Annotated in this window: 11 protein-coding genes; all 11 read left to right on the forward strand. The window is 70.7% G+C overall.

The window, feature by feature from the left end; all coding sequences use genetic code 11:
* Positions 1–18 precede the first annotated feature (18 nt).
* The 11 genes from nuoH to ACH4J0_RS15605 all read left to right on the forward strand — a co-directional run bounded on the left by nuoH (position 19) and on the right by ACH4J0_RS15605 (position 13,647).
* A complete protein-coding gene (gene nuoH, locus ACH4J0_RS15555; protein WP_396240234.1) occupies positions 19–1,362 on the forward strand; it encodes an NADH-quinone oxidoreductase subunit NuoH in 1,344 nt (447 codons plus the stop codon).
* Between the two features lie 6 nt (positions 1,363–1,368).
* Positions 1,369–1,971: an NADH-quinone oxidoreductase subunit NuoI gene (nuoI, locus tag ACH4J0_RS15560; protein WP_396240236.1), complete on the forward strand. Its 603-nt coding sequence runs from the start codon at positions 1,369–1,371 to the stop codon at positions 1,969–1,971.
* Positions 1,971–2,855: an NADH-quinone oxidoreductase subunit J gene (locus ACH4J0_RS15565; RefSeq protein ID WP_396240451.1), complete on the forward strand. Its 885-nt coding sequence runs from the start codon at positions 1,971–1,973 to the stop codon at positions 2,853–2,855. The genes nuoI and ACH4J0_RS15565 overlap by 1 nt, the downstream gene beginning before the upstream one ends.
* Positions 2,852–3,151 (forward strand): NADH-quinone oxidoreductase subunit NuoK, encoded by a 300-nt coding sequence (gene nuoK, locus ACH4J0_RS15570; protein WP_396240238.1) that lies wholly within the window; start codon positions 2,852–2,854, stop codon positions 3,149–3,151. The genes ACH4J0_RS15565 and nuoK overlap by 4 nt, the downstream gene beginning before the upstream one ends.
* 14 nt (positions 3,152–3,165) lie before the next feature.
* Entirely contained in the window at positions 3,166–5,061 is a 1,896-nt protein-coding gene (gene nuoL / locus ACH4J0_RS15575) for an NADH-quinone oxidoreductase subunit L (RefSeq protein ID WP_396240240.1), read from the forward strand.
* A gap of 34 nt (positions 5,062–5,095) precedes the next feature.
* Positions 5,096–6,730: an NADH-quinone oxidoreductase subunit M gene (locus ACH4J0_RS15580; RefSeq protein ID WP_396240242.1), complete on the forward strand. Its 1,635-nt coding sequence runs from the start codon at positions 5,096–5,098 to the stop codon at positions 6,728–6,730.
* Positions 6,727–8,364, forward strand: coding sequence for an NADH-quinone oxidoreductase subunit NuoN (gene nuoN / locus ACH4J0_RS15585; RefSeq protein ID WP_396240244.1), 1,638 nt, complete (start codon positions 6,727–6,729; stop codon positions 8,362–8,364). The genes ACH4J0_RS15580 and nuoN overlap by 4 nt, the downstream gene beginning before the upstream one ends.
* Before the next feature lie 251 nt (positions 8,365–8,615).
* Positions 8,616–9,626: a polyprenyl synthetase family protein gene (locus ACH4J0_RS15590; protein WP_396240246.1), complete on the forward strand. Its 1,011-nt coding sequence runs from the start codon at positions 8,616–8,618 to the stop codon at positions 9,624–9,626.
* 127 nt (positions 9,627–9,753) lie between these two features.
* A complete protein-coding gene (locus ACH4J0_RS15595) occupies positions 9,754–10,416 on the forward strand; it encodes a response regulator (protein ID WP_396240248.1) in 663 nt (220 codons plus the stop codon).
* A gap of 223 nt (positions 10,417–10,639) precedes the next feature.
* Positions 10,640–12,595 carry a 2-oxoacid:acceptor oxidoreductase subunit alpha gene (locus ACH4J0_RS15600; RefSeq protein ID WP_396240250.1) on the forward strand — a complete coding sequence of 652 codons (1,956 nt, stop codon included), beginning with the start codon at positions 10,640–10,642 and terminating at the stop codon, positions 12,593–12,595.
* Positions 12,592–13,647 carry a 2-oxoacid:ferredoxin oxidoreductase subunit beta gene (locus ACH4J0_RS15605; protein ID WP_396240252.1) on the forward strand — a complete coding sequence of 352 codons (1,056 nt, stop codon included), beginning with the start codon at positions 12,592–12,594 and terminating at the stop codon, positions 13,645–13,647. The genes ACH4J0_RS15600 and ACH4J0_RS15605 overlap by 4 nt, the downstream gene beginning before the upstream one ends.
* Positions 13,648–13,661: the final 14 nt, after the last annotated feature.

Consider the following 13,661-nt stretch of genomic DNA (forward strand, 5'->3'; position numbering starts at 1 on the left):
CCGGGAAGGGGAGGTCCGATGACGACTCCGCAGCCGTACGAGACGCTCCACTTCTTCGGCCAGGACCCGTGGTGGCTGGTGCTGTTGAAGGCCGTGTTCTGCTTCGCGTTCCTGGTGCTGACGGTGCTGGTCGCGATCGTCTGGGAGCGCAAGGTGGTGGCCTGGATGCAGTTGCGCATCGGGCCGAACCGGCACGGGCCGTGGGGCCTGCTGCAGTCGCTGGCGGACGGCGTGAAGCTGGCACTGAAGGAAGACCTGGTGGTCAAGGGCTCGGACAAGGTGGTCTACGTCCTGGCCCCGATCGTCTGCGCCATCCCGGCGTTCATGGCCTTCGCGGTGATCCCGTTCGGTCCGGCCGGTGACGAGGTGTCGATCTTCGGCACGCGGACGCCGCTGCAGCTGACCGACTTCCCGGTGGCGCTGCTGTACGTCCTGGCGACGGCCTCGGTGGGCATCTACGGGATCGTGCTGGCGGGCTGGTCCTCCGGTTCGACGTACCCGCTGCTGGGCGGGTTGCGCTCCTCGGCACAGATGATCAGCTACGAGATCGCGATGGGTCTGTCCTTCGCGGCGGTGTTCATCTACTCGGGTTCGATGTCGACCTCGGAGATCGTGGCGCACCAGCAGACGACCTGGTTCGCGGCGCTGCTGCCGGTGTCGTTCATCGTCTACGTCATCGCGATGGTGGGCGAGACCAACCGGGCGCCGTTCGACCTGCCGGAGGCCGAGGGCGAGCTGGTGGGCGGTTTCAACACCGAGTACTCCTCGCTGAAGTTCGCGATGTTCATGCTGGCCGAGTACGTCAACATGGTGACGGTCTCGGCGGTGGCCTCGACCCTGTTCCTGGGCGGCTGGCGGGCCCCGTGGCCGGTGTCGACCTTCTGGGAGGGCGCCAACCACGGCTGGTGGCCGATGCTCTGGATCATGCTGAAGATCCAGCTGCTGCTGTTCTTCTTCATCTGGCTGCGCGGCACGCTGCCCCGGTTCCGCTACGACCAGTTCATGAAGCTGGGCTGGAAGGTGCTGATCCCGGTCTCGCTGGTGTGGCTGGTGCTGCTCGCGAGCGTGCGGGCGCTGCGCAACGAGGGGTACGGCTTCGGTCAGGTGGTGCTGTGGGTGGGCGCGCCGGTCGGCGCGGTCCTGCTGGTGGCGCTGGTGCGGGACTTCCTGAGGAAGCAGCCCGAGGAGGCCGCGGCGGCCGAGAACGGGCCGGCCGCGGGCGGGTTCGACCCGATGGCGGGCGGGTACCCGGTGCCGCCGCTGCCCGGCCAGGTGCTCCCGCCGGTGCCGCGCCGCCCCAGCCGCGCCCCGAAGCAACTCCAGGACGCCCTCAACGGGGCCGACCATTCCGAAGGGAGCTGATCCGCGATGTCGTCCGACCAGACGGGCCGGCCCGAGCGGGCCGACCGGCCGTCGATCCTCGGCCCGGCCGCCGGTTTCGGCGTGACCTTCAAGGCCATGTTCAAGAAGCGGCTCACCGAGCAGTACCCGGAGCAGAAGAAGCCCACCGCGCCGCGCTTCCACGGCCGCCACCAGCTGAACCGGCATCCGGACGGCCTGGAGAAGTGCGTGGGCTGCGAGTTGTGCGCGTGGGCCTGCCCGGCCGACGCGATCTACGTGGAGGGCGCGGACAACCGGGACGAGGAACGCTACTCGCCGGGTGAGCGCTACGGCGCGGTCTACCAGATCAACTACGCCCGCTGCATCCTGTGCGGGCTGTGCATCGAGGCCTGCCCGACCAGGGCGCTGACCATGACCAACGAGTACGAGCTGGCGGACTCCTCCCGCAAGGACCTGATCTTCACCAAGGAGCAGCTGCTGGTGGGCCTGTCCGAGGGGATGGTCGACACCCCGCACGCGATCCACCCGGGCACCGACGAAGGCGCCTACTACCGGGGCGAGGTCACCGCGGCGGCGCCGGGGACGGTCCAGCAGGAGCGCACCGACCGGGAGAAGGAGGTGCGGCCGTGATCGCACATCTGGCGGCGGCGAGCGGGACGACCTCCACGGGTGAGGCCGTCCAGTTCTGGGTGCTCGCGGTGATCGCGGTCGGCGGCGCACTGGGCATGCTGCTGATGCGCAAGGCCGTGCACAGCGCGCTGTGCCTGGCGGCCACCATGCTGGCGCTGGCGGTCTGTTACATGGCCCAGGGCGCGGTGTTCCTGGGTGTGGTGCAGATCGTGGTCTACACCGGCGCGATCATGATGCTGTTCCTGTTCGTGGTGATGCTGGTCGGCGTGACCAGCGAGGACACGCTGAAGGAGCAGCTGAAGGGCCAGCGGTTCGCGGCGGTGCTGTGCGGGCTGGGCTTCGGCGTGCTGCTGATCGCGGGGATCGCCAGCGCGAAGCTGGACCACTTCACCGGGCTGGCCGAGGCGAACGCCGAGGGCAACGTGCCGGGCCTGGCCCGGCTGATCTTCACCCGGTACGTGTGGGCCTTCGAGGTCACCGGCGCGCTGCTGATCACCGCGGCGATCGGCGCGATGGTGCTGACCCACCGCGAGCACGTGAAGGCGCCGAAGACCCAGCGCGAGCTGGCGGAGCAGCGGGTCAGGGACAACATCCAGGTGCCGCCGCTGCCGGCGCCGGGCGTGTACGCGCGGCACAACGCGGTGGACGTCCCGGGGCTGCTGCCGGACGGCACGGTCGCCGAGGACTCGGTGATGGCGACGCTGCGCGAGCGCGGCCAGGTGCGGGACGTCAGTCAGGCGATGCTCCGGCGGATGGCGGAGCTGGAGAACAGCACGGCGGACTGGCTGGGCCGCCCGCCCTCGGAGCGGCCCGCGGTGGCCGGTCCGCGCAAGTCCCTGGAACCGGTGCCCAACCACGAGACCGGCGAGGAGGACGCGCAGTGAATCCGGTCAACTACCTGTACCTGTCGGCCCTGCTGTTCACCATCGGGGCGTCCGGGGTGCTGATCCGGCGCAACGCGATCGTGCTGTTCATGTGCGTCGAGCTGATGCTGAACGCCTCGAACCTGGCGCTGGTCACGTTCTCCCGGCTGCACGGGTTCCTGGACGGCCAGGTCATCGCCTTCTTCACGATGGTGGTCGCGGCGGCCGAGGTCGTGGTCGGCCTCGCCATCATCGTCTCCATCTTCCGGACCAGGCACTCCGCTTCGGTCGACGACAGCAACCTGATGAAGCTGTAGGCGGAGGGCCTTCGGTGAACTCTCTCATTCCGCTGCTGGTGGCGGCCCCGCTGGCCGGCGCCGCCCTGCTGTTGCTCGGCGGCCGGGCACTCGACCGGTTCGGCCACTGGTTGGCCACCGGGCTCGCCGCGCTCTCGTTCGGCTTCGGCCTGGCGCTGTTCTCGGACATGCTCGGCCGTGACGCCGCGCACCGGTCGGTGACGGAGCACCTGTTCAGCTGGGTGCAGGTGAACGCCTTCCAGGCGGACGTCTCGTTCCGGCTTGACCAGTTGTCGATGACCTTCGTGCTGCTGATCACCGGGGTGGGCACGCTGATCCACCTGTACTCGGTGGGCTACATGGCGCACGACGAGCGCCGACGCCGCTTCTTCGCGTACCTGAACCTGTTCCTGGCCGCCATGCTGCTGCTGGTGCTGGCGGACAACTACCTGCTGCTGTACTTCGGTTGGGAGGGCGTGGGTCTGGCCTCGTACCTGCTGATCGGCTTCTGGCAGCACAAGCCGAGCGCGGCGACGGCGGCGAAGAAGGCCTTCATCGTCAACCGGGTCGGCGACATGGGCCTGTCGATCGCGATCATGGTGATGTTCGCGGAGTTCGGCTCCTTCGCCTTCACCCCGGTCTTCGGTGCGGCGCACGGGGCGAGCGAGGGCACGCTGACGGCGATCGGCCTGCTGCTGCTGCTGGCGGCCTGCGGCAAGTCGGCGCAGGTGCCGCTGCAGTCCTGGCTCGGGGACGCGATGGAGGGCCCGACCCCGGTCTCGGCCCTGATCCACGCGGCCACCATGGTGACCGCGGGCGTCTACCTGATCACCCGCTCCTCGGTGATCTTCAACCTGGCGCCGGACGCCCAGACCGCCGTGGTGGTGGTCGGCGCGGTCACGCTGCTGTTCGGTGCGATCGTCGGTTGCGCCAAGGACGACATCAAGAAGGCGCTGGCCGGCTCGACCATGTCGCAGATCGGCTACATGGTGCTGGCGGCCGGCCTGGGCCCGATCGGCTACGTCTTCGCGATCATGCACCTGGTGACCCACGGCTTCTTCAAGGCCGGGCTGTTCCTCGGCGCGGGGTCGGTCATGCACGGCATGGACGACGAGGTGAACATGCGTCACTACGGCGGCCTGCGCAAGCACATGCCCTGGACGTTCGCCACCTTCGGACTCGGCTACCTCGCCATCATCGGCTTCCCGGGCCTGTCCGGCTTCTTCTCCAAGGACCGGATCATCGAGGCGGCCTTCGCCAAGGGCGGCACCGAGGGCTGGATCCTCGGCCTGTGCGCGCTGGTGGGTGCGGCGATCACCGCGTTCTACATGACCCGGGTGATGCTGCTGACCTTCTTCGGCGAGAAGCGCTGGCAGCCGGACGCCGAGGGCAACCCGCCGCACCCGCACGAGGCGCCGAGGACCATGGTCATCCCGATGGTGCTGCTGGCGTTCGGCTCGGTCTTCGCGGGCGCGCTGTTCGACGTCAACGACTCCTTCCTGAAGTGGCTGGAGCCGGTCACCGGACACAGCGAGGGCGACTCGCCGCTCAGCTCGTGGACCGTCACCGGGCTGACCACGGTCTGCATGCTGGCCGGCCTGGGCGTCGCGTACGCGATGTACGGCCGCTCTCCCGTCCCGGTGGTGCCGCCGGTCGGCTCCCCGCTCACCCGGGCCGCCCGCCGCGACCTGCTCCAGGACGACTTCAACCACGCCGTGCTGGTGCGGCCGGGCTCGGCGCTCACCGCGACCCTGGTCTTCTTCGACAGCCGCGGCCTGGACGGTTTCGTCAACGGCCTGGCCGCGGTCATCGGGGGCCTGTCCGGCCGGCTGCGGCGGGTCCAGAACGGCTTCGTCCGCTCGTACGCGCTCTCCATGTTCGGCGGCACGCTGGTGCTGGTCGCCTCGACTCTCCTGATGAGGTCCGTGTGATGACTCGTCCTGAAACCTGTCGGGAGGTCAGGCCGTGAGTGTGCTGCTGACCACCACCTGCGCCGTCCCGGCGGCCGGTGCGGTGCTGACCGCCGCCCTGCCCGCCGGGGCGACCGAGGCCCGGCGCCGCACCACCAAGACCGTCGCGCTGGCCGTCTCGGCCGTCACCCTGGCGCTGGCCGCCGTGGTGGCGCTGCGGTTCGACCCGCACGGCGCCCGTTACCAGCTGACCGAGTCGTACAGCTGGATCCGTTCCTTCGGCATCACCTTCTCGCTCGGCGTGGACGGCATCGGCGCGGTGCTCGCCCTGCTCACGGCCGTCCTGGTGCCGATGGTGATGCTGGCCTCCTGGCACGACGCCGACCCGGGGCCCGCCGCGCCGGACGGCACCTTGGACCCCGACACCTTCGAACGGCGCCGCCGCACCCAGGGCTTCTTCGCCCTGATCCTGGCGGTGGAGGCGATGGTGATCGTCTCCTTCTACGCCACCGACGTCTTCCTGTTCTACGTGTTCTTCGAAGCCATGCTGATCCCGATGTACTTCCTGATCGGCGGCTTCGGCGACCGGGCGGGCGGCCCGGAGTCGGCCCGGCAGCGCTCCTACGCGGCCGTCAAGTTCCTGCTGTACAACCTGCTCGGCGGCCTGGTGATGCTGGCCGCCGTGATCGGCCTGTACGTGCTCGCCCAGGACCAGGGCTTCGGCACCTTCGACCTGCCGACCCTGACCGACGCGATCGCCGACGGCAGCCTGAAGCTGTCCGGCACCGCCCAGAACGCGCTGTTCCTCGGGTTCTTCTTCGCCTTCGCGGTGAAGGCCCCGCTGTGGCCGCTGCACACCTGGCTGCCGAACGCGATGGGCGAAGCCACGGCCGGCACCGCCGTGCTGATCACCGCCGTGGTGGACAAGGTCGGCACCTTCGCGATGCTGCGCTTCTGCCTCGGGCTGTTCCCGGACGCCTCGAAGACCTTCGCTCCGGCGATCCTGGTGCTGTCGCTGATCGGGATCGTCTACGGCGCGCTGCTGGCGATCGGCCAGAAGGACATCAAGCGGCTGGTCGCCTACGCCTCGATCTCGCACTTCGGCTTCATCATCATGGGCATCTTCGCCATGACCAGCCAGGGCCAGAGCGGCGCGACCCTCTACATGGTCAACCACGGTCTGTCCACCGCCGCGTGGATGCTGGTGGCGGGCTTCCTGATCTCCCGCCGCGGCTCGCGGCTGATCGCCGACTACGGCGGGGTGCAGAAGATCGCCCCGGTCCTCGCCGGGACGTTCCTGATCGGCAGCCTGGCGACCCTGTCGCTGCCGGGGCTGGCCCCCTTCGTCAGCGAGTTCCTGGTGCTGGTGGGCACCTTCACCCGCTACCCGGCGATCGGCGTCATCGCCACCGTCGGCATCGTGCTGGCCGCGCTGTACGCGCTGCTGCTGTACCAGCGCACCATGACCGGCCCGGTGAAGGAGGGCGTGAGGTCGATGTCCGACCTCAAGGTCCGCGAACTGGCCGTGGTGGCGCCGTTGGTGGCGCTGACGATCCTGCTCGGCGTCTACCCCAAGCCGCTCACCGACCTGGTGAACCCCTCGGTGGACGCGACGCTCTCGCAGGTCCACCGGACCGACCCGGCGCCGGCCCACCCGGTCGCCGCCACCTCAGGAGGTGAGCAGAAGTGAGTGCCAGCGCAGTGCTCGCCGCCGCCGGCGGCAACACCCCGAGCATCCCCGCACCGCACATCGAGTACGGCCAACTCTCCCCGATGCTGGTGGTGTTCGGCGCCGCCGTGGTCGGCGTCCTGGTCGAGGCCTTCGTCCCCCGACGGCTGCGGCACTGGACCCAGGTCTCGCTCGCCCTGGTCGCGCTGGTCGGCGCCTTCGTCGCCGTGGTGGTGCTGGCCGCGCAGGGCCACGGCGCCCCCCGGATCGACCTGCTGGCCATGGAGTCGGTCGCGCTGGACGGCCCGGCGCTGTTCCTCCAGGGCGTGATCCTGCTGGTCGCGGCCGTCACGGTGCTCACCTACGCCGAGCGGAAGCTGGAGCCGAAGGCCGGCGGCGCGCCCGCCGACGCCTTCGCCGCCCAGGCGGCCGCCACCCCGGGCGGGGAGCAGGAGCGGGCCGCGGTCCGGGCCGGCTTCACCACCACCGAGGTGTTCCCGCTGACCATGTTCGCGGTCGGCGGCATGCTGCTCTTCCCGGCCGCCAACGACCTGCTGACCATGTTCGTGGCGCTGGAGGTCTTCTCCCTCCCGCTGTACCTGCTCTGCGCACTGGCCCGGCGCCGCCGGCTGCTCTCCCAGGAGGCGGCGGTCAAGTACTTCCTGCTCGGCGCCTTCGCCTCGGCGTTCTTCCTGTTCGGCACGGCGCTGCTGTACGGCTACGCCGGCAGCGTGAAGCTCGGCGACATCGCGGACATCATCTCCGGCAAGACGTCGACCACCGTGGCGCAGCTGAGCAGCACCCGGAGCGACGTGCTGCTGCTGACGGGCCTGGCGATGCTGGCGGTGGGCCTGCTGTTCAAGGTCGGCGCCGTGCCGTTCCACTCCTGGACCCCGGACGTCTACCAGGGCGCGCCGACCCCGGTGACCGGTTTCATGGCCTCGGCCACCAAGGTCGCGGCCTTCGGGGCGTTCCTGCGGCTGTTCTACGTGGCCTTCCCCGGGCTGCGGCTGGACTGGCGGCCGGTGCTGTGGGGCGTAGCGATCCTGACCATGGTGGTGGGCGCGGTGCTGGCGGTGACCCAGCAGGACGTCAAGCGGCTGCTGGCGTACTCCTCGATCGCGCACGCCGGGTTCATCATGACCGGCGTGATCGCCGTCAACAAGCAGGGCCTGTCCTCGGTGCTGTTCTACCTGGCGGCGTACTCCTTCGTGACGCTGGGCGCCTTCGCCGTGGTCACCCTGGTGCGCGACTCCAAGGGCGAGGCGACCCACCTGTCCAGCTGGGCGGGGCTGGGGCGGCGCTCGCCGCTGGTGGCGGCGGTGTTCGCGCTGTTCCTGCTGGCCTTCGCCGGGATTCCGCTGACCTCCGGTTTCACCGGGAAGTTCGCGGTGTTCCAGGCGGCCGCGGCCGGCGGGGCCACGCCGCTGGTGATCGTCGGTGTGCTGAGCTCGGCGGTGGCCGCGTTCTTCTACATCCGGGTGATCGTGCTGATGTTCTTCTCCGACCCGCAGCCGGGCGGTCCGACGGTGGCGATCCCGAGCGCTTTCACGGCGACCGCGATCGGGGTGGGGGTGCTGGTCACGCTGGGCCTGGGCCTGCTGCCGCAGTACTTCCTGGACCTCGCCTCCAAGGCCTCGCTGTTCGCGTACTGACCGTCACGGCCGGTTTGCTGGAGATCGGTCCGGATGTCCGGGCCGATCTCCAGCCTTTGTTTCCAGACGAATTCGCCCCCACCGCCGCTTCGCCCGCGAAGCGCCCCTGACCAGGCCTTCCGGCTCGGGCATGACGGGATCCGCACGCCCGTGCAGTGATCCACTCACGACCGGATACCCTGCCTGTATGGCCAGCGGCGGCACTCAGGGACCAGGCCGCTAGATCGACCAGGGACAGAGGAGTGGTCTTCGTGACCGTCGTGGGACCCTTCGGGCTCAGCGTGCAGGACCGCGACCTGACCCGGGACGTCCAGATCGGACTGGACGCGGTGGAGGCGGCGCTCTCCGAGGCCGTCAAGTGCGACGTCCCCTTCATCACCGTCACCGCCAGCCACCTGCTGGAGGCCGGCGGCAAGCGCTTCCGCCCGCTGCTCCTGCTGCTGGCCGCCCAGTTCGGCGACCCGGGCGCGCCCGGCGTGGTGCCGGCCGCGGTGGTGGTCGAGCTGACCCACCTGGCCACGCTGTACCACGACGACGTGATGGACGAGGCCCCGGTGCGCCGCGGGACGGAGAGCGCCAACTCCCGCTGGGACAACTCGGTGGCCATCCTCACCGGCGACTTCCTGTTCTCCCGCGCCTCCCAGGTGCTGGCCGACCTCGGCCCCGAGGCGGTGCGGATGCAGGCCGAGGCCTTCGAGCGGCTGGTCACCGGTCAGATCCTGGAGACCCGCGGCCCCGGCCCGGACGGGGACCCGCTGCTGCACTACCTGGACGTGCTGGAGGGCAAGACCGGATCGCTGATCGCCGTCTCCTGCCGGATAGGAGCGCTGGTGGCCGGCGCCGAGCCGTGGCTGGTGGAGACCCTCGGCGAGTTCGGCGAGCGGATCGGCATCGCCTTCCAGCTGGCCGACGACGTGCTGGACATCGCCAGCGACGGCGACGAGTCCGGCAAGACCCCCGGCACCGACCTGCGCGAGGGCGTGCCCACCCTGCCGACCCTGCTGCTCCAGCAGATGCCGGCCGACCCGTCCGACCCGGACGACACCCGGCTGCGCGAACTGCTCACCCTGGACCTCTCGGACGACGAGCTGCACGCCGAGGCGCTGCGCCTGCTGCGCGCCCACCCGGCGCTGGAGCGGGCCCGCCGGGAGACCCTGCGGCACGCCGAGGAGGCCCGGGCGCTGCTGGCCCCGCTGCCGGACTGCGCGGCGAAGGCGGCCCTGGACGGGCTGTGCGACGCGGTGGCGATCCGCACGATGTGACCGGCCCCGGGCGATCCGGGACCCGGCCCGCGACCGGGGCCGGGGCGATCCCGGACTCGGCCCGCGCGGGCGCGCCCGGATGGGGGAGACTGGCTCCCGTCAGCTCACGCCTGCCCGGAAGGTCGCCATGCGCCGCGTCGTCATCGCCGAGGACTCCGTACTGCTGCGGGAAGGTCTGACCCGGCTGCTCACCGACCGCGGTCTGGACGTCGTGGCGGGGGTCGGGGACGGTGCCGCCCTGGTGAAGACCATCCACGACCTGGCGGCCTCCGACGCCCTGCCGGACGTGGTGGTCTCGGACGTGCGGATGCCGCCGACCCACACCGACGAGGGCCTGCGCGCCTGCGTGGAGCTGCGCGGGCGCTACCCGCAGCTGGGCGTGCTGGTGCTGTCGCAGTTCGTGGAGGAGCGCTACGCCTCCGAACTGCTGGCCGGCTCCACCCGGGGCGTCGGCTACCTGCTCAAGGACCGGGTCGCCGAGGTGCGCGAGTTCGCCGACGCGGTGGTGCGGGTCGCCGAGGGCGGCACCGCGCTGGACCCGGAGGTGGTGCAGCAGCTGCTCAGCCGCAGCCGCAAGGGCGACGTGCTGGCCAATCTCACGCCGCGCGAGCGCGAGGTGCTCGGGCTGATGGCGGAGGGGCGCACCAACGCGGCGGTGGCCAAGCAGCTGGTGGTCTCCGACGGCGCGGTGGAGAAGCACGTCAGCAACATCTTCCTCAAGCTCGGCCTGGCGCAGAGCCCGGAGGACCACCGCCGGGTGCTCGCGGTGCTCACCTACCTCGACTCGTAGCGGGAGGCCCTGCGGCCCGGGTGCGGAAGGCCGGTCCGTACGCGGAATGATCTCCGGCGGCCGTGCGTTGTGGAGGGGTGCGGTACGAGCGCGGGCGGGTGGAAATTCCTGCCGGAGTTCCGGTCGGGCTCGTGTGCGCGCGCATAGGATGCCAGCGGTGCACCAGGCGGACGGGGCACGGGGCCGCGCCCGCGGTGGTGTGCCCACGAGGAGGTCCGCGGCAGTGACCAGTCAGGTCGATCAGTCAGAGGCAGTGGACGGACCGGACGGCGGCGAGGGCCGTACGGGTCCCGCTCCGGGCGGCCCGCCGGAGAAGCGCGCCAAGCCCGTCCGCAGACTCGACCGGGTGATCATCCGGTTCGCCGGCGACTCCGGTGACGGCATGCAGCTCACCGGTGACCGGTTCACCTCGGAGACGGCGGCCTTCGGCAACGACCTCTCCACGCTGCCGAACTTCCCGGCCGAGATCCGGGCGCCCGCCGGCACGCTGCCGGGTGTCTCGTCCTTCCAACTGCACTTCGCCGACCACGACATCCTCACCCCGGGTGACGCCCCGAACGTGCTGGTGGCGATGAACCCGGCTGCGCTGAAGGCGAACCTGCCGGACCTGCCGCGCGGCGCGGAGATCATCGTCAACACCGACGAGTTCACCAAGCGCGCGCTGGCGAAGGTCGGTTACCCGGTGGACCCGCTGGACGACGGCTCGCTGGACGCCTTCCACCTGCACAGGGTGCCGCTCACCACGCTGACCCTGGAGGCGCTCAAGGACAGCGGGCTGGCCCGCAAGGACGCCGAGCGGGCGAAGAACATGTTCGCCCTGGGGCTGCTGTCCTGGATGTACCACCGCCCCACCCAGGGCACCGAGGCCTTCCTACGCGGCAAGTTCGCCAAGAAGCCGCAGATCGCCGAGGCGAACATCAGCGCCTTCCGGGCGGGCTGGAACTTCGGCGAGACCACCGAGTCCTTCGCCGTCTCCTACGAGGTGCCGCCGGCCAAGCTCCCGGCCGGGCGCTACCGCAACATCTCCGGCAACCTGGCGCTCTCCTACGGGCTGATCGCCGCCGCCCAGCGCTCCGGCCTGCCGCTCTACCTGGGTTCGTACCCGATCACCCCGGCCTCGGACATCCTGCACGAGCTGTCCAGGCACAAGAACTTCGGGGTGCGCACCTTCCAGGCCGAGGACGAGATCGCCGGCATCGGCGCGGCGCTCGGTGCGGCCTTCGGCGGGGCGCTCGGCGTGACCACCACCTCCGGGCCGGGCGTGGCGCTGAAGTCCGAGACGATCGGTCTGGCGGTGTCGCTGGAACTGCCGCTGCTGGTGGTGGACATCCAGCGCGGCGGCCCGTCCACCGGCCTGCCGACCAAGACCGAGCAGGCGGACCTGCTGCAGGCGATGTTCGGGCGCAACGGCGAGGCGCCGGTGCCGGTCGTGGCCCCGGCCACGCCCGCCGAGTGCTTCGACGCGGCGCTGGAGGCGGCCCGGATCGCGGTGACCTACCGCACCCCGGTGTTCCTGCTCTCGGACGGCTACCTGGCGAACGGCTCGGAGCCGTGGCGGATCCCGGAGCTCGACGAACTCCCGGAGATCGACCCGGACTTCGCGACCGGGCCGAACCGGGAGGACGGCGCCTTCTGGCCCTACCTGCGGGACCCGCACACCCTGGCCCGGCCCTGGGCGGTGCCCGGCACGGCCGGACTGGAGCACCGGATCGGCGGCATCGAGAAGCAGGACGGCACCGGGAACATCTCCTACGACCCGGCCAACCACGACTTCATGGTGCGCACCCGGCAGGCCAAGGTCGACGGCATCACGGTCAGGCCGGTGGAGGTCGACGACCCGAGCGGCGACGCCCGGGTGCTGGTGCTCGGCTGGGGCTCGACGTACGGCCCGATCACCGCGGCGGTGCGCCGGGTGCGCGCGGACGGCGGCGAGGTCGCCCAGGCGCACCTGCGCAACCTCAACCCATTCCCGGCCAACCTCGGTGCGGTGCTGCGCAGTTACGAGAAGGTCATCGTGCCCGAGATGAACCTCGGGCAGCTCGCGCTGCTGCTGCGGGCGAAGTACCTGGTGGACGCCGAGTCCTACAACCAGGTGCGCGGTCTGCCGTTCAAGGCGGCCCAGTTGGCGGACGTGCTGTGGGCGGCGATCGGCAGCCTGGACGAGGAGGACCACCGATGACCGAGAACGGCTTTCCCTCGCTGCGGCTGGTGCCCAGGGCCGAAGCGCCGCAGAGCGCCCGGGACTTCAAGACCGACCAGGAGGTGCGCTGGTGCCCCGGCTGCGGGGACTACGCGATCCTGGCGGCGGTGCAGGGCTTCATGCCGGAGCTGGGCGTCAAGCGCGAGAACACCGTGTTCGTCTCCGGGATCGGCTGTTCCTCGCGCTTCCCGTACTACATGAACACCTACGGGGTGCACTCGATCCACGGCCGCGCTCCGGCGATCGCGACCGGGCTGGCCTCCTCCCGGCGGGACCTGAGCGTGTGGGTGGTGACCGGGGACGGCGACGCGCTGTCGATCGGCGGCAACCACCTGATCCACGCGCTACGACGGAACGTCAATCTGAAGATCCTGTTGTTCAACAACCGTATCTACGGCCTCACCAAGGGCCAGTACTCGCCGACCAGCGAGCTCGGCAAGATCACCAAGTCCACCCCGATGGGCTCCCTGGACGCGCCGTTCAACCCGTTGTCGCTGGCGATCGGCGCCGAGGCCTCCTTCGTGGCCCGCACCATCGACTCCGACCGCCAGCACCTCCAGTCGGTGCTGCGGGCGGCGGCCGAGCACGAGGGCACGGCGCTGGTGGAGATCTACCAGAACTGCAACATCTTCAACGACGGTGCCTTCGAGGTGCTGAAGGAGGCCGGCACCCGGGACGAGGCGCTGATCCGGCTGGAGCACGGGCAGCCGATCCGCTTCGGCGAGGAGGGTGCCAACGGCGTCTTCCGGGGCCCGGACGGCGAGCTGTTCACCGCCCCGGTCACTGCGGAGAACGAGGCGGGGGTGCTGGTGCACGACGCCCACGCGACCGGCCCCGCCACCGCCTTCGCGCTTTCCCGGATCGCCGACGCGGACACCCTGCACCACACCCCGATCGGCGTGCTGCGCGACGTCCGGCGTCCGGTCTACGACGAGTTGATGGAGAGCCAGCTGGCCGCCGCCGTCGACCGGCACGGCTCGGGCGACCTGGCGTCCCTGCTGGCGGGCAGCGACACCTGGACGGTGGACTGACCGTCCGGCAGGGC

The organism is Kitasatospora sp. NPDC017646 (assembly GCF_044329365.1).
GTDB lineage: Bacteria > Actinomycetota > Actinomycetes > Streptomycetales > Streptomycetaceae > Kitasatospora.

Coding starts and splice junctions, on each gene's coding strand:
- ACH4J0_RS15595 (WP_396240248.1), top strand. CDS start 9,754: ATGCGCCGCGTCGTCATCGCCGAGGACTCCGTACTGCTGCGGGAAGGT.
- nuoH (WP_396240234.1), top strand. CDS start 19: ATGACGACTCCGCAGCCGTACGAGACGCTCCACTTCTTCGGCCAGGAC.
- nuoI (WP_396240236.1), top strand. CDS start 1,369: ATGTCGTCCGACCAGACGGGCCGGCCCGAGCGGGCCGACCGGCCGTCG.
- ACH4J0_RS15605 (WP_396240252.1), top strand. CDS start 12,592: ATGACCGAGAACGGCTTTCCCTCGCTGCGGCTGGTGCCCAGGGCCGAA.